This is a genomic window from Bradyrhizobium sp. LLZ17 (assembly GCF_041200145.1).
Taxonomy (GTDB): domain Bacteria; phylum Pseudomonadota; class Alphaproteobacteria; order Rhizobiales; family Xanthobacteraceae; genus Bradyrhizobium.
The window spans coordinates 2,192,296-2,215,504 of the sequence record NZ_CP165734.1 but is presented as its reverse complement, the minus strand read 5'-3'; the positions used below and the strand labels follow the sequence as shown (position 1 = coordinate 2,215,504).

Sequence of the window (23,209 nt, the reverse complement as noted above, 5' to 3'; positions counted from 1 at the left end):
ACGAAATGCTTTTGGAGCCAATGAGTTAGCTACTATGCATGGGGTTGTTTTTCAATTTTTGAGTTTGGGCCCACAACCGCACGGCTTTTCTGAAGCAAAAAGGGCCGCCTGATCAGGCGGCCCTTTCGTCTTGGTTTAGTCTAGATCGCTTACTCCGCGGCCTGCTTCTGCGGCGGATCGAGCGCGCCGGACTTGTGGATATCGGCGACCTGGTGATCGCTGAAGCCGAGCACGCTGCGCAGGATCTCGTCGGTGTGCTCGCCGAGCAGGGGCGAGCGCTCCACATCGCTCGGGAGTCCGACAGCTTGATCGGGTTGCCGACGGAGATGTACTTGCCGCGGGTGGGATGATCGACCTCGACCACGGTGCCGGTCGCGCGCAGCGACTGGTCCTCGGCGATCTCCTTCATCGACAGGATCGGGCCGCAGGGGATGTCGTCCTTGTTGAGGATCTCCATCGCCTCGAACTTGGTCTTGGTCATCGTCCACTGCTCGATGCGGCCGAAGATCTCGTTCAGGCGCGGCAGGCGCGCCGCCGGCTTGGCGTAGTTCGGATCGGTCTTCCAGGTCGGCTCGCCGATCACGTCGCAGATCTTCTCCCAGACCGGGGCCTGGGTGATGAAGTAGATGTAGGCGTTGGGATCGGTCTCCCAGCCCTTGCACTTGAGGATGCGGCCGGGCTGGCCGCCGCCGGAATCGTTGCCGGCGCGCGGCACGGCGTCGCCGAACGGAATGCCTTCGCCGAACTGGCTGTATTCCTTGAGCGGACCGTGGGCCAGGCGCTGCTGGTCACGCAGCTTGACGCGGGCGAGGTTGAGCACGCCGTCCTGCATCGCGGCGGTGACGCGCTGGCCCTTGCCCGAATGCGTGCGCTGGTAGAGCGCGGTGACGATGCCGAGCGCCAGATGCAGGCCGGTGCCGCTGTCGCCGATCTGTGCGCCGGTGACGAGCGGCAGGCCGTCGCGGAAGCCCGTGGTGGACGCGGCGCCGCCGGTGCACTGCGCGACGTTCTCGTAGACCTTGCAGTCCTCGTACGGTCCGGGACCAAAGCCCTTGATCGAGGCGACGATCATCTTCGGGTTGATCGCCTGGATCTTCTCCCAGGGAAAGCCCATGCGGTCGAGCACGCCGGGGCCGAAATTCTCGACCAGCACGTCGCACTTCTTGATCAGCTCGGTGAGGACTTCCTTGCCCTTGGGGTTCTTGGTGTCGAGCGTGATCGAGCGCTTGTTGTGGTTGAGCATGGTGAAATACAGGCTGTCCACATTCGGGATGTCCTGCAACTGGCCGCGGGTGATGTCGCCGACACCCGGCCGTTCCACCTTGATCACGTCGGCGCCGAACCAGGCGAGCAGCTGCGTGCAGGTCGGTCCGGACTGGACGTGGGTGAAGTCGAGAATGCGAACGCCCGTGAGCGCCTTGGTCATCGTGTTGCTCCGTACTCTGTCTGCCCCCGCAAACCGCAGGGAATAAGGGTTGAAGGGGAGGGCTTACTTCTTCTTCTGCAAGACGCTCTGCGGATTGAGGTTGCCGATGCGGCCGCTCTCAGAGCCGGCCGCCGGATCGATCACCGCGTTGATGAGCGTCGGCTTGCGTGAAGCCATCGCTTCGTTGACTGCGCGCTTGAGCTCGTCGGGCGAGGTGGCATTCACGCCGACGCCGCCGAAGGCTTCCATCATCTTGTCGTATCGCGCGCCCTTGACGAACACGGTGGTCGCGGGATCGGCGTTGACGCTGTTGACGTCGGTGCCGCGATAGATGCCGTCATTGTTGAAGATGACGACGCAGATCGGCAGGTCGTAGCGGCAGATGGTCTCGACCTCCATGCCCGAGAAGCCGAAGGCCGAGTCGCCTTCCACCGCGAGCACGGGGTGGCCGGTCTCGAGCGCCGCCGCGATCGCCTGGCCCATGCCGATGCCCATCACGCCCCAGGTGCCGACATCGAGACGCTTGCGCGGCTTGTACATGTCGATGACGCCGCGGGCGAGGTCGAGCGTATTGGCGCCCTCGTTGACGAGGATCGCGTCGGGATGCTCCTTGATGACGTTCTTCAGCACGCCGAGTGCGCCGTGATAGTCCATCGGCGATTTGTTGTTCATGAGCTTCGGCGCCATCTTGGCGACGTTCTCTTCGCGCTTCGAAACGATGGCCTTGGTCCATTCGGCCGGCGGCGCAGTCCAGCCCGCAGCCATCGCCTGGTTGAAGGCCGAAACGACCGAGCCGATGTCGCCGACGACGGGCGCGACGATCTCGACATTGGAGTCCATTTCCCGGGGCTCGATATCGACCTGGATGAACTTCTTCGGCGCTTCGCCCCAGCTCTTGCCCTTGCCGTGCGAGAGCAGCCAGTTCAGCCGCGCGCCGATCAGCATCACGACATCGGATTCCTTCAGCACCGTCGAGCGGGCAGCACCAGCGCATTGCGGATGGGTATCGGAGAGCAGGCCCTTGGCCATGCTCATCGGCAGGAACGGCATGCCGCTCTTCTCGACAAAGCTCTTGATCTCTTCGTCGGCCTGCGCGTAGGCCGCGCCCTTGCCGAGGATGATGAGTGGACGTTTTGCACTCTTGAGCACGTCGAGCGCGCGCTTGACCGAAGCGGGCGAGGGGATCTGCGCAGGGGCCGCATCGATCACCTTGACCAGCGACTTCTGGCCGGCCTCGGCATTCATCACCTGCCCGAACAGCTTCGCCGGCAAATCGAGATAGACGCCGCCGGGACGGCCGGAGACGGCCGCGCGAATCGCGCGGGCAAAACCGATGCCGATGTCCTGGGCGTGCAGCACGCGATAGGCCGCCTTGCACAGCGGCTTCGCGATCGCGAGCTGGTCCATTTCTTCGTAGTCGCCCTGCTGGAGGTCGACGATCTCGCGCTCGGAGGAGCCCGACACCAGGATCATCGGGTAGCAATTGGTGGTGGCGTGCGCGAGCGCGGTGAGACCGTTGAGGAAGCCGGGCGCGGAAACCGTGAGGCAGACGCCGGGCTTCTTGGTGAGATAGCCGGCGATGCCCGCGGCGTAGCCTGCGTTCTGCTCGTGGCGGAACGAGATCACGCGAATGCCGGCGGCCTGGGCCATGCGGCCCAAATCCGTGATCGGGATGCCCGGCACATTATAGATGGTGGTGATGCCGTTCAGCTTGAGCGCGTCGATGACGAGATGAAAGCCATCCGTCAATTCCTGCTCGGTGCCCGGTGCTTCGGACTTGGTCGCGGTATTCAGCATGGGCCTTGTCTCCCTGGTCTCGCGTACGGTTCTGGTTTTTGCGACGTCGCTAGTTGAACAGTTCCTGGCCGTGCGCTTCGACGTAAGCGGCAAGGCCAAGGGTGTGATCGCGGGCGCGCTTCTCGGCAAGTTCGGTGTCGCGCGCTTCGAGTGCTTCGATCATGCCGAGATGCTCGGGCAGCGAGGTCGCGGTGCGATCCTTGCGCCCGATCGTCAGTTGCCGGTAACCGCGCACGTGCAGCAGCAGATCGTTGGTGAGATCGACCAGCACCGCGGATTCCGACAGCGAGATCAGCGCCTGGTGGAACGCGATGTTGGCGCGCGAATATTCCTCGACGTGATCCTGGGGCAGGCGGTCCTTGCCAAAATCCTTGAAGTAGTCGCGCAGCGCCGAAATGTCCTTCTTGCGCGCCGTCGTGGTGATGAGGCGTGCGGCCATGCTTTCCAGCGCCGCCCAGGCGCGGATCATGTCGACGATTTCGGTCTTGGTCCGGCGCACCACCATGATGCCGCGGCGGGGCACGGTCTTCACGAACCCGTCCTGCTCGAGCATGGCGATCGCTTCGCGGATCGGCGTGCGGCTGACACCCAGGCGCTCGGACAGCGCGCGCTCGTCCAGCATCACCGGCTCGGGCGTCGAGTAGATGTCCATCTTGAGGATGGCTTCCTTCAAGGCGTCATACGCCTTGTTCTTGAAGCTGCTCTCCGGGGCAATGCGAACGATTGCGATGTCTGCCTCGGCCATGTTCGGCAACGCCTTGTTTGATTTCCGCAGTGACACGACGATTCTCCTCCAGTGGGAGTCGTCTTTTACAGGAATATTAACTGGAAAGTTTTTGGCATACCAAATACCAGAATGTCAAGCTGGCTATTTTTTGCAGCGTTCTCATCGACCACTTGCCTTGACAAGTTGGCTTCTGGCATACCAAATGCCATCACTGGCCATTTTTGATCCAAACCAGTGGAGCAGTCTCGGCATTCTGCCGCTCGGTTCCGCAGCGCGGAACAGAGCGCGGCGATGGCAAGGATCACGGGCGAGCCGCAAGACGCGCTTTGCAAAGCAAGACCTGAAGGTCAAGGGAGAAGCCACATGTCCAATTCCAAAGATGTCGTCCGGAAGGTCCTTGACCAGGTCAAGGCCGACAACCGCACCAGCCTGACGGCGCCCGAAGGTAAGCTGGTCTGCGACGCCTACGGCATTGCGGTGCCGAAGGAGGGCGTGGTGAAGTCGGCCGGGGAGGCCGGCAAGGTCGCCTCTTCCATGGGCTTTCCGGTGGTGATGAAGATCGTTTCGCCGGACATTCTCCACAAGACCGAAGCCGGCGGCGTCATCGTCGGCGTCAAGACGGCGCAGGATGCCGAAAAGGCCTACGAGACCATTCTCGGCAACGCTAGGAAGTACAAGGCCGATGCCAAGATCGAGGGCATCCAGGTGCAGCAGATGCTGGCCGGCGGCACTGAAGTGATCATCGGCTCGATCACCGATGGCTCCTTCGGCAAACTCGTCGCCTTCGGCCTCGGCGGCGTGCTGGTCGAAGTGTTGAAGGACATCACCTTCCGCCTCGCGCCCGCGACCAAAGAAGACGCGCTCTCGATGCTCGACGGCATTCAGGCGCATGAGATCCTGAAGGGCGTACGCGGCGGCGAGCCGGTCAACCGCACGGCGCTCGCCGACATCATCGTCAAGGTCTCGCAGCTCGTCACCGATTTCCCGGAGATTATCGAGCTCGACCTCAACCCGGTGTTTGCGACGGCAAAGGACGCGATTGCCGCCGACGTGCGCATCGTCGTCGACTTCGCCTACAAGCCGAAGCCGAAGCCGCGCCCGACCGAGGAAATCGTCGCGGCGATGAGCCGGATCATGCAGCCAAGGGCGGTCGCCGTGGTCGGCGCGTCGGCGGAAGACGGCAAGATCGGCAACTCCGTGATGAAGAACCTCATCAACGGCGGCTACAAGGGCGATATCTACCCGATCCACCCCAAGGCCTCCGAGATCCTCGGCTACAAGGCCTACAAGAGCGTCAAGGACGTCCCGGGCGTGATCGACACTGCGGTGTTCGCGATCCCCGCGAAGTTCGTCGCCGCGGCGCTCGTCGAATGCGGCGAGAAGAAAATCCCGGGTGCGGTGCTGATCCCGTCCGGCTTTGCCGAAGCCGGCGCGCCGGAATTGCAGGCCGAGATCGTCGAGATCGGCCAGAAGTACAATGTCCGCCTGATGGGGCCGAACATCTACGGCTTCTATTATACGCCGGCCAATCTCTGCGCGACCTTCTGCACCGCCTATGATGTCAAGGGCCACGCGGCGCTGTCGTCGCAGTCGGGCGGCATCGGCATGGCTATCATCGGCTTCTCGCGCTCGGCGAAGATGGGTGTGTCGGCGATCGTCGGCCTCGGCAACAAGTCCGATATCGACGAGGACGACCTGCTCGCCTTCTTCGAGCAGGACCCGAACACCAATTTGATCGCGCAGCACTGCGAGGATCTCAAGGACGGTCGTGCCTTTGCGGAAGCCGCCAAGCGCGTCTCCAAGAAGAAGCCCGTGGTCGTGCTCAAGGCCGGCCGCACCTCGGCCGGCGCCAAGGCGGCCTCGTCTCATACCGGCGCGCTCGCCGGCAACGACAAGATCTATGAGGACGTGCTGGCGCAGTCCGGCGTGATCCGCGCGCGCTCGCTGCGGCAGCTGCTCGAATTCGCCCGCGGCGTGCCGGTGCTGCCGACGCCGAAGGGCGAGAACGTGCTGATCATCACTGGTGCCGGCGGCTCGGGCGTGCTGCTGTCGGACTCCTGCGTCGACAACGGTCTGTCGCTGATGTCGATGCCGCCGGATCTCGACGCAGCCTTCCGCAAGTTCATCCCGCCGTTCGGCGCGGCCGGAAATCCCGTGGATATCACCGGCGGCGAGCCGCCGATCACCTACGTCAACACCGTGAAGCTCGGCCTGTCGGACGAACGCATCCATTCGCTGATCCTCGGCTATTGGCACACCATCGTGACGCCACCGATGGTGTTTGCCCGCAACATGGTCGAGGTGAAGAAGGAGATGGAGGCCAAGGGCTTCGTCAAGCCGATCGTCGCCTCGCTCGCCGGCGACGTCGAGGTCGAGGAGGCTGCCGAATATCTCTACCAGAACGGCATCCCGGCCTATGCCTATTCGACTGAACTGCCGGTCGAGGTGTTGGGCGCCAAGTACAAATGGGCGCGCGGAGCAGGGCTGCTCTGAGCGTATCTTCGCCTCTCCCCGCCTGCGGGGAGAGGCCGGAGCCGCAAATTCCGGGTGAGGGGGACTCTCGACGAGTCCGTCTCCCACCGTGTTCGCGGAGATAGCCCCTCACCCCGACCCTCTCAGTGCGAGCGAAGCTCGTCGCGGCCCCGTAAGAACGGGGCGAGGGAAGAGAGGCGGCTCGCGTCTTGTCTGATTGGCAATGCAGGTCGCGATGAGCAAGAACGTGATCCGGCGCAAATCGCTCGAGCCTCGGTCGCCATCAGAGGCCGAGCCCGACGCACGTGACGGCGGCGTGCAATCCGTCGACCGTGCGCTGTCGATCCTCGAGACGCTCGCCGAGGACGACGAAGGCTATCGCCTGAGCGACCTCGCCGTGCGCACCGGATTGTCGGCGTCGACCGTGCACCGCCTGCTGGCGACGCTGGAAAGCCGCCGCTTCGTGCAATTCGACCGCGCCGAATCCAAATGGCATGTCGGCGTGCGCAGCTTTACCGTGGGCGCAAGCTTCGCGCGACGGCGCAATTTCACCGCGCAGGCGATTCCCTATCTGCGCAAGCTGCGCGATCTCACCCGCGAGACAGCCAATCTCGCCGTGGTCGACGACGAGTTCATCATCGTGCTGACCCGGATGGAAAGCCGCGAGATCATGCGCTCGCTGACCAAGGTCGGCGGTCGCGTTCCCATGGTGACCTCGGGCGTCGGCAAAGCGGTGCTGGCGACCTATTCCGACGAGGACGTCGGCGCCGTCATCCGCCATCACGGCATGCCGCGGCTGACCGCGAAATCGATCGTGCGACCGAGCGACCTGTTCCGGGAGCTCAACGTCATCCGGAAACAGGGCTTTGCGGTCGACGACGAAGAGGCCGAGATGGGACTGCGCTGCGTCGCCGCCGTGGTCTACAATGCACTCGCAGAGCCGTTGGCCGCGATCTCGGTGTCCGGCCTGACCAGCCGCGTCACCGACGCCCGGCTGCCGGAGATCGGCCGCGTGGTGCGCGAGGTTGCGGCGGAGCTGACGGCGGCGCTCGGAGGCGTGACGCCGACGACGAAACCGGTCTGAGCCGGATTTAGGGCCTGTTGAAAGAAATCAGCTCTGGCGGCGAGAGCCCGGACATCGGTATATCCATCCCCATTGTCGCGTCCTTTTGGGGAATGTCATGCCTTCTGAGCTTCGTTCGCCCCGTCTTGCCGTCCTGATCGATGCCGACAACGCCTCCGCAAAGATCGCGGATGGTCTGTTCGAGGAGATCGCCAAGATCGGTGAGGCCAGCGTTCGCCGCATCTACGGCGATTTCTCCCATGCGCGCTCCAGGGGCTGGGCCGACATCCTGTCGAAGCACGCCATCATTCCGCAGCAGCAATTCGCCTATACGACGGGAAAGAATGCCTCCGACATAACCCTCGTGATCGACGCCATGGACCTGCTTCACAGCGGTCGCTTCGACGGCTTTTGCCTGGTCTCCTCCGACAGCGACTTCACCCGTCTCGCCGCCCGCATTCGGGAGCAGGGCGTGGATGTCTTTGGGTTTGGCGAGCACAAGACACCGGAGAGTTTCAGGCAGGCCTGCCGAAGGTTCGTCTACACGGAGAACCTGCTTGCCGGCACGGCGAACTCCCAGGGCGCCGCCTCGAGACCCACGCCGCTTCAGCCTCCTGATGCGGCTGCGGCCATCATCAAGAAGGTCATCACCCAGATGGAGAGCGAAGACGGCTGGGTCACTCTTGGAGAGGTCGGGCGGCAGCTCGCCAATTTGGCTTCCGATTTCGATCCGAGGACCTTTGGTTTCCGCAATCTGAGCAGCCTCGTGCGCAAGACGAATTCATTTGAGATTGATGAGGCGAACGGCAGGTCGATGCGGATCCGGGTCAAGCCCACCGCCGCGCCAGCGCCGAGACGTCGGAACTCGCGCAGACCCGCAAGGCCGGCGACGGCGGCCGGTTCGCCGCCTAAGGCGTAAGCAGGACGTGCCGTTATATTTGAGCTTGCCCGGTGGGGCGCGGGGCGTAACCATCGCCGGGTCATAACGCCATGCGAGGATGCCGATGACCAAACTCACCCGCTTTGCCGTCGCGCCGCTGCATGCGATGACGCGGCGCCTGGCCGATGTCGCCTCGGGACGCGTCGTGCCGGACCTCGTCATTACGGGCGCGGCGGTGCTCTCGACCTATTCGGAACGCATTCATCCCGGTCGGGAGGTCTGGATCACCGGCGGCCGCATCGCCGCGGTGAAGCCGGCTGGATCCGCCAAGAAGGTCTGGGGCAACGTGCCGCTCTACGACGCGGCCGGCGGCATCATCGCGCCAGGGTTGGTTGACCCGCACATTCACATCGAATCTTCCATGGTGACGGCCTGCGCCTATGCCGAGGCCGCGCTCCTCAACGGCACCACCACGATCTTCTGCGACAGCCACGAGATCGGCAACGTCATGGATGTCGCCGGCATCGAGGCGATGCTGGAGGACGCGCGCGAGGCGCCGCTCTCGATTTTTCTGACGGTGCCGTCGACCGTGCCGGCAACCTCGGCCGCGCTTGAGACTGCCGGCGGCGATCTGACGCCGGACAAGATCGCCGGCCTGTTCGATCGCTGGCCCGAGGCCGTCGGGCTCGGCGAGAAGATGGATTTCGTGCCGGTCACCATGGGCGACGAGCGCAGCCACGCGATCCTCGCCGCAGCCCTGAAGCGCGGGCGGCCGGTGTCGGGCCATGTGTACGGCCGCGAATTCGTCGCGGCTTATGCGGCGAGCGGTGTCACCGACACCCACGAGGCGATCGACCGCGACATCGCCGACGATTTGCTCGATGCCGGCGTCTGGGTTTTCCTCCGCGGCGGACCGCCGACCACGCCATGGCACTCGTTGCCGCAGGCGATCCGCACCATCACAGAGCTCGGCGCCTCGCACAAGCGCACGGCGGTGTGTACCGACGACCGCGATGCCGACGACCTTCTCTTGTTCGGCCTCGACTGGGTGGTGCGCGAGGCGGTGAAGGCGGGAATGTCACCGGAGCAGGCCTGGTCGATGGGGTCGCTGCATGGCGCGACGCGCTTCGGCATGGACGGCGATATCGGCGGGCTCGGCGGCGGGCGTCGCGCCGATCTCGTGTTGATGGACGACGATCTGAAGCCGCAATCGACCTGGTATGGCGGTGAACTCGTGGTCGAGAACCGCAAGATCACGTCGCGGCTCGATCAGGCGCTGTCGCAGCGCTATCAATATCCGAAGGCGGCCTATGCGACCGTGAAGCTGCCCGAGAAGTTGAAGCTGACGCCGGAGCTTCCCGCGAAGGCCTGCACGGTCAATGCGATCAAGACGGCGCTGCCCGGCATCACGCTGATCCACGAGAAGGTCGCGATCGAGTCGGCAAAAGACTGGCCGGCGCTGTTCGCCCGTTACGGCCTGTGCTTCGTCACCGTGGTCGAGCGCCACGGCAAGTCGGCCGGCAATGTCGCCTATGGCCTGCTCAAGGATTTTGGCCTGAAGCGCGGCGCGGTCGCCTCCAGTGTCGGCCATGACAGCCACAACATCATCATTGCCGGCACCAATGAAGGCGACATGCAAGTTGCCATTGCCGCCATCAGGGAGCATCAGGGCGCCGTCTGCGTCGTCGCCGACGGCAAGGTGAGGGCGCTGGTCGCCTTGCCGATCGCGGGACTGCTCTCCGACAAGCGCGTCACCGAGGTCGCCGAAGAGGTCAAGGCGCTGAAGAAGGAGTGGGCGGAGGCTGGCTGCACCATCCCCTACATGGGCTTCAATCTGATTCCGCTATCGGTCATTCCGGAAATTCGCATCACCGACAAGGGGCTGGTGCTGGTGCCGCAGATGCGGCTGGCGCCGCTGTTCGAGTGACCGCTTTCACGGATATCTCGATCTAACCGCTTGAGGGCACCGCTGTTTTTCCGCAGCTGCCGCATCGTGGAAAATAAAATCGATCTCGTTGAGATTGTATCTCGCCCGCCTGATGATCTCGCTCGCTGACGCAACTTGAGCGAGGTCCGATATGGCGAAGATGCGAGCTATCGATGCAGCCGTGCGTATTCTGGAGAAGGAGGGCATCTCGACCGCCTTCGGTGTTCCCGGGGCTGCGATCAATCCGCTTTACTCGGCGCTGAAGAAGCGCGGCTCGATCCGCCACATCCTCGCGCGCCATGTCGAGGGCGCCTCGCATATGGCCGAAGGCTACACCCGGGCGAGGGCGGGCAATATCGGCGTCTGCATCGGCACCTCGGGGCCGGCCGGCACCGACATGATCACCGGGCTCTATTCGGCGATCGCCGATTCCATTCCGATCCTCTGCATCACCGGGCAGGCGCCGCGGGCGCGGCTCTACAAGGAAGACTTCCAGGCCGTCGACATCGAGTCGATCGCAAAGCCGGTGACGAAGTGGGCGGTCACCGTGCGCGAGCCGGCGCTGGTGCCGCGCGTGTTCAGCCAGGCCTTTCACGTCATGCGCTCCGGCCGGCCGGGGCCGGTACTGATCGACATGCCGCTCGACGTGCAGCTCGCCGAGATCGAGTTCGACGACGAGACCTATGAGCCGCTGCCGGTCTACAAGCCCAGCGCCACGCGAAAACAGGTCGAGAAGGCGCTGGAGATGCTCAACGCGGCCGAGCGGCCGCTGATCGTGGCGGGCGGAGGCGTCATCAACGCCGATGCCTCGGATTTGCTGATCGAGTTCGCCGAGATCGCCAACGTGCCGGTGGTGCCGACGCTGATGGGGTGGGGCGCGATCCCCGACGATCACGTGCTGATGGCCGGCATGGTCGGCCTTCAGACCAGCCATCGCTACGGCAACGCTACGATGCTGGAATCCGACTTTGTGCTCGGCATCGGCAACCGCTGGGCCAACCGGCACACCGGCTCGGTCGAGACCTACACCAAGGGGCGCACTTTCGTGCATGTCGACATCGAGCCGACCCAGATCGGGCGCGTGTTCAATCCCGATCTCGGCATCGTCTCGGATGCAAAGGCCGCGCTCGAACTTTTTCGTGACCGTCGCCAGGGAGTGGCGACGTTCCGGCAGATTGCGCGAGCGCCAGGCGTGGCCCGCTTCCTGCCGCGATCGCAAGCGCTCGATGCTGCGCAAGAGCCATTTCGACAATGTCCCGATCAAGCCGCAGCGCGTCTATGAAGAGATGAACAAGGCGTTCGGTCGCGACACCACCTATGTCACCGTGATCGGCCTGTCGCAGATCGCCGGCGCGCAGTTCCTCGGTGTCTACAAGCCGCGCAACTGGATCAATGCCGGGCAGGCGGGGCCGCTCGGATGGACGCTTCCGGCCGCGCTCGGCGTCCGCGCCGCGTGTCCCGATCGCGACATTGTCGCGCTGTCCGGTGACTACGACTTCCAGTTCCTGATCGAGGAGCTCGCGGTCGGGGCGCAGTTCAACCTGCCCTACATCCACGTGGTCGTGAACAATTCTTATCTCGGCTTGATCCGCCAGGCCCAGCGCGGCTTCGATATGGATTATCACGTCCAGCTCTCGTTCGAGAACATCAACGCGCCCGAGCTCGGCGGCTACGGCGTCGACCACGTTGCCGTTGCCGAAGGTCTCGGCTGCAAGGCGATCCGCGTCACCGATCCCAAGGATTCGCAGGCCGCGTTCGCGACCGCGCGCGAATTGATGGCGAAGCATCGCGTGCCGGTCGTCGTCGAGTTCATTCTCGAACGCGTCACCAACATCGCAATGGGCACCGAGATCGACAATATCGTCGAGTTCGAGGAGGTGGTGGATCTGCCGCTCGACGAGGTCGCGACTGCGCGGCCCGGCGTGCTTCAACCGGCGGAGTAGAGGACAGCATCATGCCGAAATTCGCCGCCAACCTCACCATGCTCTTCAACGAGATGCCGTTCCTCGACCGCTTTGCCGCGGCGAAAGCCGCGGGCTTCACTGGGGTCGAATATCTCTTTCCCTATGATTTCGACAGGGCGCTGCTGCGCGAGCAGCTCGAAGCCCACGGCCTCATTCAAGTGCTGCACAATCTTCCCGCCGGAAATTGGGCGGCCGGTCAGCGCGGCATCGCGATCCTGCCGGATCGTGTCGCCGAATTCCGCGATGGCGTGTTCCGCGCCATCGACTATGCCAAGGCGCTCGATTGCGAGCAGCTCAATTGCCTGGTCGGCATCGGGCCCGATGATGCCGACCCGCGCGAGCTCAACGAAACGCTAGTCGGTAATCTGCGCTTCGCCGCCTCGACGCTGGCGCGGGAGAACATCAAGCTGCTGGTCGAGCCAATCAACACGCTCGACATTCCCGGCTTCTTCCTCCACGGCACCGAGCAGGCGGTGCAGCTGATCTCCGAGGTGCGGTCGAACAATCTGTTCATCCAGTACGACATCTATCACATGCAGATCATGGAGGGCGATCTCGCCCGTACCATGCAGGAATATCTTCCACAGATCGCCCACGTCCAGCTCGCCGATAATCCCGGCCGCCACGAGCCGGGCACTGGCGAAATCAACTATCCCTTCCTGTTCCGTCATCTCGACGCGATCGGTTACCGCGGCTGGGTCGGATGCGAATACAAGCCGCGGACCACGACGCTGGAAAGCCTGTCCTGGCACGCCGCGCAGACATTTGAGACGTGAGACACAACGGCAGTGCGCTCCCTCTCCCGCCTGCGGGAGAGGGCGGGGGAGAGGGTGCTTCCACATTGGGATTCGAGAGATCCGGTGAAAATCCCCGGGCGGAGAGAGCCCTCACCAGGCGCTCCGCGCCGACCTCTCCCGCAGGCGGGAGAGGTGCACCGCGCGGGTGGATGAGATTTCGCTTATGCAACTGAGAGAGAAAGACCATGATCGACATCGGCTTCATCGGACTTGGCACCATGGGACGGCCGATGGCCGGCCATCTGCTGGCCGCGGGTCATCGCGTCTTGCTGCATGACGTCGCGCCGGTCTCGCCCGAGCTGATCGCGGCCGGTGGCATCGCCTGCAAGTCGGGCAAGAAGGTCGCGGAGGAGGCGGATGCGGTTATCATCATGGTGCCGGATACGCCGCATGTGGAGGCCGTGCTGTTCGGCAAGGATGGCGTGGCTGCCGGCATCTCCAAAGGCAAGATCGTCGTCGACATGAGCTCGATCTCGCCGCTGGCGACCAAAGAGTTCGCGAACAACATCGAAGCGCTGGGCGCGGACTATCTCGATGCGCCGGTGTCGGGCGGCGAAGTCGGTGCCAAGGCCGCCAGCCTCACCATCATGGTCGGCGGTCCCGAGCGCGCGTTCAACACCATGAAGCCGATCTTCGACAAAATGGGCAAGAACGTCACCCGTGTGGGCGCCAATGGCGACGGGCAGACAACCAAGGTCGCCAACCAGATCATCGTCGCCCTGACGATCGAAGCGGTCGGCGAGGCGCTGCTGTTTGCATCCAGGGCCGGCGCCAACCCTGCGCTGGTGCGGCAGGCGTTGATGGGCGGATTTGCCTCGTCGCGAATTCTCGAGGTTCATGGCGAGCGCATGGTGAAGCGCAATTTCGATCCAGGGTTTCGCATCGAGTTGCACCAGAAGGATCTCAATCTCGCGCTCGAAGGCGCGCGCGCGCTCGGCTTGTCCCTGCCGAGCACGGCGGTGGCGCAGCAATTGTTCTCGTCCTGCACCGCGCATGGCGGCAAGGGCTGGGATCACTCGGCGATGGTGCGGGCGTTGGAACTGATGGCCGACCACGAAATCGGCGCCGTTGGAAGTGTTACGGGGTAACAGTTTCAGTATGTTGACCCGTCGTTCGCCACGGCGGAACCGGAACAATGATCCGGCTGCGCGGTTGAAAGCGCACAACAATCCTGGAGAGTGTGGACATGAAAACCCGTCTTGCGATTTCGTTGGCTGCCGTCTCGCTGCTGGCGTCAAGCGCAGCCTTTGCCCAGTCGACGACCGCCGAAGGCGCCGCAAACGGCGCGCGTGCGGGCGGCGACATCGGTGGTCCGGTCGGCGCGATGGTCGGCGGCACCGTGGGTGCAGCCGTCGGGGCAGGCCTGGAAATCCCGGATGCGATTCTCGGCGGCATCCCGCGCGATGATTCAGTCGTGGTTCACAAGCGCGTCGTGGTCGGCGAGCCGCTGCCTCCGACCGTGGTGCTGCGTCCCGTACCGAACTACACCGAGTATCGCTATGCGGTTGTGAACGATCGCCGCGTAATCGTCGAGCCGCGCACGCGCCGCGTCGTCAAGATCATCGACTGATCGGTTCGAGCTCAGGCTTTCAAGAGGCGGGCCCTGTGGAGTGTTACTCCGCGGGGCCTTCGCTTGTGGCGGCCGAGCTTCCGGCAAGGCGCGTCATGCCCCAACCGGCGACAGCGGCCAAGGCAAAGCCGATGCAAGCGGTGAGTGCGTCAACCACGAAATCCTCCAGCCGCGCATGGCGTCCTGGCGCCCAAAGCTGCATCAGTTCGAGCAGGCCGATCAGGACGACCGCGACCGCTGAGGTCGCCAGGCGGCGATGCGGATAGGCGAGGCCGAAAGCCAGTCCGAGCAGGACGAAGGCGAGCGCATGCTCGCCGTCCTGGCCCAAGTCGGAATGCGGCCGTAGGCCCGGCGGCCCGAGGGTCGCAAACGTGACGGCGGCTGCGAGCAGCCAGGCAAAAGCGCGAACGAAAATGGACATCCGACGCGGATAGCACGGATTTGCCGCCGGCTGTCGCGGCGCCCTGATCAGATCGGCGTGTAGTTAATGACGGAACCTTTAAAGCGGCTCGCGCACGCCAAGGCCGTGCATGAAGCGCTCCCGAATCTGCACGGGGTCCCTGCGGGTGGCGCCGACGCCGGGCTTGTCGTCGATACGCACAGCGATCAGGCTCGGCCCGGAGGCGGACATCGCGTCATCGACCAGACGCTCAAAATCCTCCTCGTCCGCGGCCCAGGCGCTGTTGGCAAGTCCGGAGCCGGCGGCGATGGCGACGATGTCGGCGATACCGGCGGCCGGTGTCGCCTGCGCGCCGGTGATCTGATAGATGCCGTTGTCCATCACGATCATGACGAGGTTCTTCGGCTTCAGCGTCGCAATGGTCGAGAGCGCGCCGAGCTGCATCAGCAGCGAGCCGTCCCCCTCGAGCGCGAACACGCGGCGCTCGGGTTGCGCCAGCGCTACGCCAAGCGCGATCGGGAAGGCGAGGCCCATGCTTCCCAGCATGTAAAAGTTCTGCGGGCGGTGGCCGGCGGCCCAGAGGTCGAAATTGGTATTGCCGATGCCGCCGATCACGGCCTCTTCGTGCTTGAGCTTCGCGACCAGGCGCGAGGTCACATCGAAGCGGTTCATCACCTTGGTGTTGCGGGTGTGCATTTTTGAACTCATCTGGCCGGATTCACTTGTCGAATACCTTGCCGCCCGTGAGCAGCGGGCTGAGGATCAGCGCCACCGGCGCCTGCGTCGTGACCGCCTGCTTGATCGAGCGATCGGTGATGAATTCGAGTTCGTCGAGCCGGGTGATGGTGTGATGCTCCAGCGCCAGCAGATCCAGCACTGGGCGCATGGTGCGGCAGACCAGCGACTGGCCGTAGTTGAACTCGCCGAGCGTGCCGCGCTCTGAAACGAGCATGATCAGCGGTATCTGGTAGGGCACCGCGAGCGACGCGAGCACGTTGGCGAGGGTAGCAAAACCTGAGGTCTGCATCAGCACCGCACCGCGCCGTCCGCCCATCCAGGCGCCCGAGACGATGCCGACCGCTTCCTCCTCGCGGGCTGTCGCGAAGGTCGTAAAGAACGGATCGGCGTGCAGGTTCTTGATCAGCGGGGTCAGCACGCGGTCGGGCACGTAAGGCACGAGGCTGATCTCGTTCCGCTTCAGGGTTTGCAGGACAATGCCGTGCCAGCTGTTGTCGCTGGACGCCTGCGCTCCCTGGGGCGAGGCCTGCTGTTCCGCAATCGCCATTGCGTTCTCCCTTGAGCCGCGCATGCGTCTTCGTCTTGCCATTGTCCGGCGTCGCGGCGGCCGCTCGAAACTTGACGGAGCGAGCGGGATTGTCAACATGTCCCGGCCGGCACCGTGGTCTGCGCCCGACGGCCTGCCGTGGTCGGTACCGCCATGTCATAAGCGGCAACAATGAGAAAGCGGGAGGGACGCATGGAATGGACGCGCGCCGCGCTGACGCCTTGCGGATCTCCGCGAGAGCGCCGGAAGGGTCCTGATGTCCGTCAACAGCAAGCGCGTCTTCTACGTCAAATATCTGGCCAATCCGATCTACATCGATATCCTGAAGGCGCGGCCCGACGTCCGGCTCGATCGGATCGAGAACGACAGCCCCGAAGATTTCTACGCCCCGATCCTGAGTGCGGCACACGTCTACCAGATAGGGGCCGCGCGCGATGAGCTGGCGTCCCATTTCCATGTCGACGCCGCCTTCCTGAAGCGCACGCCGAATCTCCTGCTCGTATCCAGCAATGGCGCAGGCTTCGATCCCGTCGATGCCGAGGCCTGCACGGATGCGGGCGTGCTGGTGGTCAATCAATCTGGCGGCAACGCGCATTCCGTTGCGGAACATGCGCTGGCGATGATGTTGACCCTATCCAAGCGCATCATCCAGTCAGACCGCCGGTTGCGCCGGGAGCGCGATGTCAACCGCAACGAGCTCGTCGGCAACGAGGTCGAGGGCAAGACCGTCGGCATTATCGGGCTCGGCAATGTCGGCCGCCGCATCGCCGCGCTGTGCAAGGGTCTGCTTGGCATGAAGGTGCTGGCCTATGATCCCTATCTTTCCGCCGAGGTCATGGCCGAGCGGGGCGGGGAGAAGGTCGAGCTTGACGAGCTGTTGCGCCGCGCCGATTTCGTCTCGATCTCCTGTCCGCTCAACAAGGGCAGTCGCAACATGATCAGCGTGCGCGAGTTTGCGCTGATGCAGCCGCATGCCTATTTCATCACCACCGCGCGCGGCTTCATTCACGACGAGGACGCGCTGCTTGGGGCGTTGCGTGACAAGCGCATCGCGGGCGCCGGCCTCGACGTCTGGTCCAAGGAGCCGCCTCCGCCGGAGCATCCACTGCTGCAGTTCGACAACGTGCTGGCGAGCCCGCACACCGCCGGCGTCACCATCGAGGCGCGCCAGAACATGGGTCGGATCGCCGCCGAGCAGGTCCTGGACACGCTCGACGGCAAGCGCCCGCCGCGCATCATCAATCCTGAGGTCTGGCCGGTTTATGCCGCGCGCTTCAAGCAGGCGTTCGGGGTGATGCCGGGGTAGCGACAGCCACATTGTCATTCCCTGGCGCCAAGGACTCGCGCAGTCTGACCTTGATCCGCGTCAAATTCTCCTTCCCCGATTTGGGCAAAATGGGATTAGAGTGCCGCCGGGGCAGCAGGGAGGTCCCATGTCAACTTATGTCGTCAGGTTCATGAAGGACGTGCTCGGCGAGTATGGCCGGCAGAGTGAGATCTGCCAGGGCGCGATCGAGATCGACGCCGCCGACGAGGATGAGGCCAAGGAGCGGGCGAAGGCGAAGTTCTGCAAGGAACAGGCGTTGCATCACTGGTCCCTGCACGCCGATCGCATCCACATCAGAGCGGCCGATTTTCCGTCTTGAGGCCCCGTGAGGATCCAAAGCGCGATGGTAAATGATCATCGCGCTTTGGTTTATTCGTGAGCATAAGTGCTAGCGCTTCGCTTCGCCGAACACGACGGTCGGCACCGCGCGATTGACCACCTCGCGCAGCGCGAAGCTCGACTGCACCCGGGCGACACGCGGCAGGCGTGACAGCTCGGTGCGATGGATGCGCTCGAAATCCTGGATGTCGCGGGCGAGCACGATCAGGATGTAGTCGTCGGTGCCGGACATCAGGAAACAGCGCACGACGGAGGGGCATTTCACCACCTCCGCCTCGAACGCCTTCAGCGCCTCGTCGCTTTGGCTCTCAAGCGCAATCCGCACCAGCACCGTCGTGGTGAGGCCGAACTGCGCGAGGTCGAGCGCGACCTGGTAGGCCTGGATGTAGCCGTCATCCTCCAGCGCCTTTTGCCGCCGCGCCAGCGCCGTGCTGGACAGGCCGACCTTGTTGGCAAGCTCGGTGTGGCTGGCCCGCGCATTGGTGGTGAGTTCCACAAGGATGGCGAGATCTTTCCGGTCGAGGGCCAAGGTTTTGTTTCCGGCGTCAAAGGCTGCTTCTGCGCTCGAAACCAGCGCGCGGGTTCCGAAACTAGCGGATATTCGCCCGAAACCAAACTGGCTCTGTCGCTACGATAACATCCGTGAATCAGGACGTCGGAAGGAGCCCAGCATGCGCGTCGGTGTGCCCAAGGAGATCAAGGTCCAGGAATATCGCGTCGGGCTCACCCCCGGCGCAGTCCGCGAATATGTCGCGGCCGGGCACCAGGTGCTGGTCGAGACTGGCGCCGGCAGCGGCATCGGTGCGTCGGATGAGGTCTATCGACGGGCCGGCGCGGCGATCGCCGGGACCGTCCGCGACATCTTCGCCAATTCCGACATGATCGTGAAGGTGAAGGAGCCGCAGAAAAGCGAATGGGCGCAGCTTCGCGAAAGCCAGATCCTGTTTACCTATCTCCACCTCGCGCCGGACCCGGAGCAGGCCAAGGGCTTGCTTGCGTCCGGCTGTACCGCGATCGCCTATGAAACCGTCACCGACGCGGCCGGTCACCTCCCTCTGCTCGCGCCGATGAGCGAAGTCGCCGGCCGCCTCGCCATCGAGGCCGCCGGCGCCGCGCTCAGGCGTTCGGCGGGCGGTCGCGGTTTGCTGCTGGGCGGCGTGCCCGGCGTGCAGCCGGCGCGCGTCGTCGTGCTCGGCGGTGGCGTGGTGGGAACGCAGGCTGCACGGATGGCGGCGGGCCTCGGCGCCGAGGTCACGGTGATCGACCGTTCGTTGCCGCGGCTGCGCGAACTCGATGATCTCTTCAGCGGCCGGGTGCGCACCCGCTTCTCGACCATCGAGTCGGTCGAGGACGAGGTATTTGCCGCCGACGTCGTGATCGGCGCGGTGCTGGTGCCGGGCGCCAGTGCACCGAAGCTCGTCACGCGCGCGATGCTGAAATCGATGCGGCCCGGCGCCGTGCTGGTCGACGTCGCGATCGACCAAGGCGGTTGCTTCGAGACCTCGCATGCGACCACGCACAGCGATCCGACCTACGAGGTCGACGGCGTCGTGCATTATTGCGTGGCCAATATGCCGGGCGCGGTGCCGGTGACGTCGAGCCAGGCGCTCAACAATGCGACCCTGCCGTTCGGGCTGATGCTCGCCAGCAAGGGCTTTGCCGCGGTGCTGGAAAATCCGCATTTGCGCAACGGGCTCAACGTGCATCGCGGCCGCATCACCAACAAGGCGGTGGCGGAAAGCCTCGGGTTGGAATTCGCGCCGGTCGGGAGCGGCCTCGCGGCGTAGAGGCTTATCTGGCTGGCGGCCGGGTGCCCGGCCAGCCAAACCGGCCAAAAGAAGAAAACTATTGAGCCGGGCGCGCCCGACAGAAGGAGTTTCCCTTCGGGGCGGCAAAAACGCCAATCGCTTCCATTGCTGTTTTGGCGGGAAACAACGACATTCCCGTCAGAAATTGATGGATCGGCGACGCTTATGGACCGCACAGGATTTGAGCCTTTTGGCGAGCAAATGGTGTCCGCGACGGACGCCCAGCCGAAGTCGCGCGCCTCAAAGCTGCTGCTGCGGGCTGGCACCGGTCTGTTCTGGTCGCTGGTTGCGGCGATCGTGCTGGCCCGCGCCGCCTTCTTCGAGCCCGGCGTCTATGACGGCTTTAGCCACGTCGCGATGCTGGCCAAAAGCCTGATCTTCTAACGGCTTTATTCCAGGCCGGGGATAGAACTCCCCTCGGGCCTGATATGTCGAAAACTTATTCCCCAGACGAGCGACCCTGCGTATAAATCTTTCTCCTCGGGAGAGATTTGTGTCGCAGAATCAAGCATCCAGCCCGGCCGATTCCAAGCCGACCACGGCCGCCAGCCGCATCGTCGCGCTGATTCCCGGCATTCTCCTTTGCATCGCCGTGGCCGGCGTCTCGGCCCTGCTCGAACGCGGGGAATTGGGCGTGTTCGAGCATCCCTATGTCGAGGCGCTGGTGATGGCGATCCTGCTCGGCATGGCGCTCCGCAGCTTCTGGAAGCCGGCGCCGCGCTGGCAGGCCGGCATCGCCTTCAGTGCCAAGCAACTCCTCGAGGTTGCGGTGATGCTGTTAGGCGCCTCCATCAGCTTTGCCGCCATCGCCGCCTCCGGGGTCGCGCTGCTCCTCTCGATCGCAGCCGTTGTCGTGATCGCGCTCTCCGTCTCTTTCGGATTGAGCCGCCTGCTTGGGCTGTCGACCCGGCTGTCGATCCTGATCGCCTGCGGCAATTCCATCTGCGGCAACTCCGCGATTGCGGCCGTGGCGCCGATCATCGGCGCCAACAGCGACGAGATCGCATCCTCCATTTCGTTCACGGCGATCCTCGGCGTCATGATGGTGCTGGGCCTGCCGCTACTGATCCCGTTGTTGCAGTTGACGGCCACGCAATACGGCATCCTCGCCGGCCTGACCGTCTATGCCGTGCCGCAGGTGCTGGCAGCGACGGTGCCGGCCGGCCTCGTCTCGACGCAGATCGGGACGCTCGTGAAATTGATGCGCGTACTGATGCTGGGGCCCGTGGTCGTCGGCCTCTCGCTCGTCGCCGCGCGCTGGCAGACCGACGCCAAGAAGACCAATGTCGGCTTCTTCCGACTGGTGCCCTGGTTCATCCTCGGCTTCCTCGTGCTCGCGACCTTGCGCTCGCTCGAAATCGTGCCGGCCACGGTGGTGGGGCCGGTGACGAAGATCACCAGCTTTCTCACGGTGGTCTCGATGGCGGCGCTGGGCCTCGGCGTCGATGTGCGGGTGCTCGCCAATGTCGGCGGCCGCGTGACAGCGGCGGTCACGCTGTCGCTGATGCTGCTGTTAGGGATCAGCATCGCGCTGGTGCACTGGTTCAAGTGAACAGAGCGAAACTGCCGTAGGGTGGGCAAAGGCGCCAAAGCACCGTGCCCACCATGTATCAGCATTCGTGATGAAAATGGTGGGCACGCTTCGCTTTGCCCACCCTACGGGACCGTCATCCGCGTAAGCGGGCGAAATAAACTAGATCACATCCGCCAGCGAGTGGCCGCGCAGCTCGATGTTGAGCCCCTGCATGCCGAGATCGGTGATCTCGCCGCCCATCGCCTTGATGCTTTCCTCCCGGATCAGCGACATCAATCCGCGGCGCAGCGCCAGGAATTCCGACGACATCATCATCGACTGCTGGCGCGGACGCTCCAGCGGAATCGGGATTTCGGCCTTGATCGAGCCGGGGCGCGCCGTCATGCAGTAGACGCGGTCGGAGAGGAAGATCGCCTCGTCGATGTCGTGGGTGACGAACAGCACCGAGATCTTCAGCCGCTGCCACATGTTGGTGAGGATCTGCTGCATGATGACGCGGGTCTGGGCGTCGAGTGCGCCGAACGGCTCGTCCAGCAGCAGCACCTTCGGTCCCGTCGCGAGTGCGCGGACGATGCCGACGCGCTGCTTCATGCCGCCGGAGAGCTTTTCCGGATAGTGCTTTTCGAATGCGTCCAACCCGGCAAGCCCGAGCAGAGTGCGCGCCGCGCGCTCGCGCTGCGAACGCGCCATGCCGCGCATCTTCAGGCCGAACTCGACATTCTCCCGCACCGTCTTCCAGGGAAACAGCGAATATTGCTGGAACACCATGCCGCGCTCGGCGCTCGGGCCGTTGACCTTCTCGCCGTCGACGGTGACGACCCCGGTGGTCGGCTTGAGGAAACCGGCGACCGCGTTGAGCAGCGTCGATTTTCCGCAGCCGGAGGGGCCGACGATCGAGACGAACTCGCCCGGGTTGACATGAATCTGCGTGTCCGTGACCGCCTCGACCGGCCCCTCGATGCTCTCATAACTGAGCGAGAAATTCTTGACCTCGATATGGCCCTGCGGTGCTTTGGTCAGGATCTCGTTCATTTCAGCCTCCACGGCATCACCAATTGTCCGGCGCCCCTGATCAGCAGGCTCGATCCGAGGCCGAGCACGCCGATCGCGATCATGCCGAGCGCGATGTCGGCATACTGGACCAGCGAGTAGGCTTCCCAGGTGAAGTAACCGATGCCGTACTGGCCCGAGATCATCTCGGCCGCGATCAGCGACACCCATGCGACGCCCATGCCGACCGTGAGGCCGGTGAAAATGTGCGGCAGGGACGCCGGAAAATAGACCTCGCGGAAGATCGATCGTTCGCGCGCGCCGAGACATTGCGCGGCGCGCACCAGCACCGGATCGACTAGGGTCATGCCGTGCAGCGTGTTGACCAGGATCGGGAAGAACGAGCCGAGGAAGGTAATGAAGATGATGCTCTGCTCGTTGGTCGGCCACAGCATGATCGCCATCGGCACCCAGGCGATCGCCGGAATTGGCCGCAGCACCTCCGCCACCGGGAAGACGATTTCGTGCACCAGCTTGAAGCGGCCCATGACCAGGCCGAGCGGTACGCCGACGAGGGCTGCGAGCGAGAAGCCGATGAAGATGCGCCGGCAGCTCAGCACGACATGCATCAGGAATTTGGGATCGTGGATCGCCTTGGTGAAGCTCGCATAGACCGCAAGCGGCGACGGCACGTTGGTGAAGCGCACGAAGAACACGACACGATAGGTCGTCAGCAGGTGCCAGGCCAGCAGGAACGCGGCGAGCGAGACGATGCCGATCGCGATGGCGCGCAGTCCCGCCCGGTTGAGCCGGTACCAGCGCGACGCAAGCGTAGCGAACGAGGCCGGTGTCGTGGGCGCGGCGATGACGGTCACCGGCTCCGCCTCCGCGATTGTCATTGGC

20 protein-coding genes and 2 pseudogenes are annotated in these 23,209 nt (G+C 64.2%); 13 read left to right on the top strand and 9 right to left on the bottom strand.

Features of this window, described 5'->3' with window-relative positions:
• Positions 1-149: 149 nt before the first annotated feature.
• The 3 genes and pseudogenes from frc to AB8Z38_RS11070 form a co-directional block, all read right to left on the bottom strand.
• Positions 150-1,426, bottom strand: a pseudogene (gene frc, locus AB8Z38_RS11080) (formyl-CoA transferase).
• Between the two features lie 63 nt (positions 1,427-1,489).
• A complete protein-coding gene (gene oxc, locus AB8Z38_RS11075) occupies positions 1,490-3,223 on the bottom strand; it encodes an oxalyl-CoA decarboxylase (protein WP_369725008.1) in 1,734 nt (577 codons plus the stop codon).
• A 49-nt stretch (positions 3,224-3,272) separates the two neighbouring features.
• Entirely contained in the window at positions 3,273-4,004 is a 732-nt protein-coding gene (locus tag AB8Z38_RS11070; RefSeq protein ID WP_369725006.1) for a GntR family transcriptional regulator, read from the bottom strand.
• Between the two features lie 309 nt (positions 4,005-4,313).
• Here AB8Z38_RS11070 and AB8Z38_RS11065 point away from each other — a divergent pair, with 309 nt between their 5' ends.
• The 8 genes and pseudogenes from AB8Z38_RS11065 (at position 4,314) to AB8Z38_RS11030 (ending at position 14,623) form a co-directional block, all read left to right on the top strand.
• Positions 4,314-6,443 carry an acetate--CoA ligase family protein gene (locus AB8Z38_RS11065; protein WP_369725004.1) on the top strand — a complete coding sequence of 710 codons (2,130 nt, stop codon included), beginning with the start codon at positions 4,314-4,316 and terminating at the stop codon, positions 6,441-6,443.
• A 214-nt stretch (positions 6,444-6,657) separates the two neighbouring features.
• Complete coding sequence (locus tag AB8Z38_RS11060; protein WP_369725003.1) at positions 6,658-7,506, top strand: IclR family transcriptional regulator; 849 nt, start codon at positions 6,658-6,660, stop codon at positions 7,504-7,506.
• 97 nt (positions 7,507-7,603) lie between these two features.
• Positions 7,604-8,404, top strand: a complete 801-nt coding sequence (locus tag AB8Z38_RS11055) for an NYN domain-containing protein (protein ID WP_369725001.1) — start codon at positions 7,604-7,606, stop codon at positions 8,402-8,404.
• Positions 8,405-8,489: 85 nt separating this feature from the next.
• Positions 8,490-10,292: an adenine deaminase C-terminal domain-containing protein gene (locus AB8Z38_RS11050; protein ID WP_369724999.1), complete on the top strand. Its 1,803-nt coding sequence runs from the start codon at positions 8,490-8,492 to the stop codon at positions 10,290-10,292.
• Positions 10,293-10,443: 151 nt separating this feature from the next.
• Positions 10,444-12,235, top strand: a pseudogene (gene gcl / locus AB8Z38_RS11045) (glyoxylate carboligase).
• An 11-nt stretch (positions 12,236-12,246) separates the two neighbouring features.
• Entirely contained in the window at positions 12,247-13,032 is a 786-nt protein-coding gene (gene hyi / locus AB8Z38_RS11040) for a hydroxypyruvate isomerase (RefSeq protein WP_369724997.1), read from the top strand.
• 206 nt (positions 13,033-13,238) lie between these two features.
• Positions 13,239-14,141 carry a 2-hydroxy-3-oxopropionate reductase gene (locus tag AB8Z38_RS11035; RefSeq protein WP_369724996.1) on the top strand — a complete coding sequence of 301 codons (903 nt, stop codon included), beginning with the start codon at positions 13,239-13,241 and terminating at the stop codon, positions 14,139-14,141.
• Between the two features lie 98 nt (positions 14,142-14,239).
• Positions 14,240-14,623, top strand: a complete 384-nt coding sequence (locus AB8Z38_RS11030) for a DUF1236 domain-containing protein (protein WP_369724994.1) — start codon at positions 14,240-14,242, stop codon at positions 14,621-14,623.
• A 43-nt stretch (positions 14,624-14,666) separates the two neighbouring features.
• Here the strand turns inward: AB8Z38_RS11030 and AB8Z38_RS11025 are convergent, their stop codons facing one another.
• From AB8Z38_RS11025 to AB8Z38_RS11015, 3 genes are all read right to left on the bottom strand, one after another.
• The gene (locus AB8Z38_RS11025) at positions 14,667-15,044 is read right to left on the bottom strand and encodes a VanZ family protein (RefSeq protein ID WP_369724992.1); all 378 of its coding nucleotides are present in this window, start codon (positions 15,042-15,044) and stop codon (positions 14,667-14,669) included.
• Positions 15,045-15,122: 78 nt separating this feature from the next.
• A complete protein-coding gene (locus AB8Z38_RS11020) occupies positions 15,123-15,731 on the bottom strand; it encodes a thiamine pyrophosphate-dependent enzyme (RefSeq protein WP_369724990.1) in 609 nt (202 codons plus the stop codon).
• A 10-nt stretch (positions 15,732-15,741) separates the two neighbouring features.
• Positions 15,742-16,308, bottom strand: a complete 567-nt coding sequence (locus AB8Z38_RS11015) for a thiamine pyrophosphate-binding protein (RefSeq protein ID WP_369724989.1) — start codon at positions 16,306-16,308, stop codon at positions 15,742-15,744.
• Positions 16,309-16,564: 256 nt separating this feature from the next.
• Between AB8Z38_RS11015 and AB8Z38_RS11010 the strand changes: the two genes are divergently transcribed.
• Together AB8Z38_RS11010 and AB8Z38_RS11005 are read left to right on the top strand one after the other, a co-directional pair.
• A complete protein-coding gene (locus AB8Z38_RS11010; RefSeq protein ID WP_369724987.1) occupies positions 16,565-17,614 on the top strand; it encodes a hydroxyacid dehydrogenase in 1,050 nt (349 codons plus the stop codon).
• A gap of 127 nt (positions 17,615-17,741) precedes the next feature.
• Positions 17,742-17,954 carry a hypothetical protein gene (locus tag AB8Z38_RS11005; RefSeq protein WP_369724985.1) on the top strand — a complete coding sequence of 71 codons (213 nt, stop codon included), beginning with the start codon at positions 17,742-17,744 and terminating at the stop codon, positions 17,952-17,954.
• A 69-nt stretch (positions 17,955-18,023) separates the two neighbouring features.
• Here the strand turns inward: AB8Z38_RS11005 and AB8Z38_RS11000 are convergent, their stop codons facing one another.
• Positions 18,024-18,503 carry an Lrp/AsnC family transcriptional regulator gene (locus AB8Z38_RS11000; RefSeq protein ID WP_369724983.1) on the bottom strand — a complete coding sequence of 160 codons (480 nt, stop codon included), beginning with the start codon at positions 18,501-18,503 and terminating at the stop codon, positions 18,024-18,026.
• A 142-nt stretch (positions 18,504-18,645) separates the two neighbouring features.
• Here AB8Z38_RS11000 and ald point away from each other — a divergent pair, with 142 nt between their 5' ends.
• The 3 genes from ald to AB8Z38_RS10985 all read left to right on the top strand — a co-directional run bounded on the left by ald (position 18,646) and on the right by AB8Z38_RS10985 (position 21,334).
• Complete coding sequence (gene ald / locus AB8Z38_RS10995; protein WP_369724981.1) at positions 18,646-19,761, top strand: alanine dehydrogenase; 1,116 nt, start codon at positions 18,646-18,648, stop codon at positions 19,759-19,761.
• 222 nt (positions 19,762-19,983) lie between these two features.
• Entirely contained in the window at positions 19,984-20,166 is a 183-nt protein-coding gene (locus AB8Z38_RS10990; protein ID WP_369724979.1) for a hypothetical protein, read from the top strand.
• Between the two features lie 109 nt (positions 20,167-20,275).
• A complete protein-coding gene (locus AB8Z38_RS10985) occupies positions 20,276-21,334 on the top strand; it encodes a YeiH family protein (RefSeq protein ID WP_369724978.1) in 1,059 nt (352 codons plus the stop codon).
• A 141-nt stretch (positions 21,335-21,475) separates the two neighbouring features.
• Here the strand turns inward: AB8Z38_RS10985 and AB8Z38_RS10980 are convergent, their stop codons facing one another.
• Both AB8Z38_RS10980 and AB8Z38_RS10975 read right to left on the bottom strand, forming a co-directional pair.
• The gene (locus AB8Z38_RS10980; RefSeq protein ID WP_369724976.1) at positions 21,476-22,348 is read right to left on the bottom strand and encodes an ABC transporter ATP-binding protein; all 873 of its coding nucleotides are present in this window, start codon (positions 22,346-22,348) and stop codon (positions 21,476-21,478) included.
• Positions 22,345-23,205: an ABC transporter permease gene (locus AB8Z38_RS10975; protein ID WP_369724974.1), complete on the bottom strand. Its 861-nt coding sequence runs from the start codon at positions 23,203-23,205 to the stop codon at positions 22,345-22,347. The genes AB8Z38_RS10980 and AB8Z38_RS10975 overlap by 4 nt, the downstream gene beginning before the upstream one ends.
• Positions 23,206-23,209: the final 4 nt, after the last annotated feature.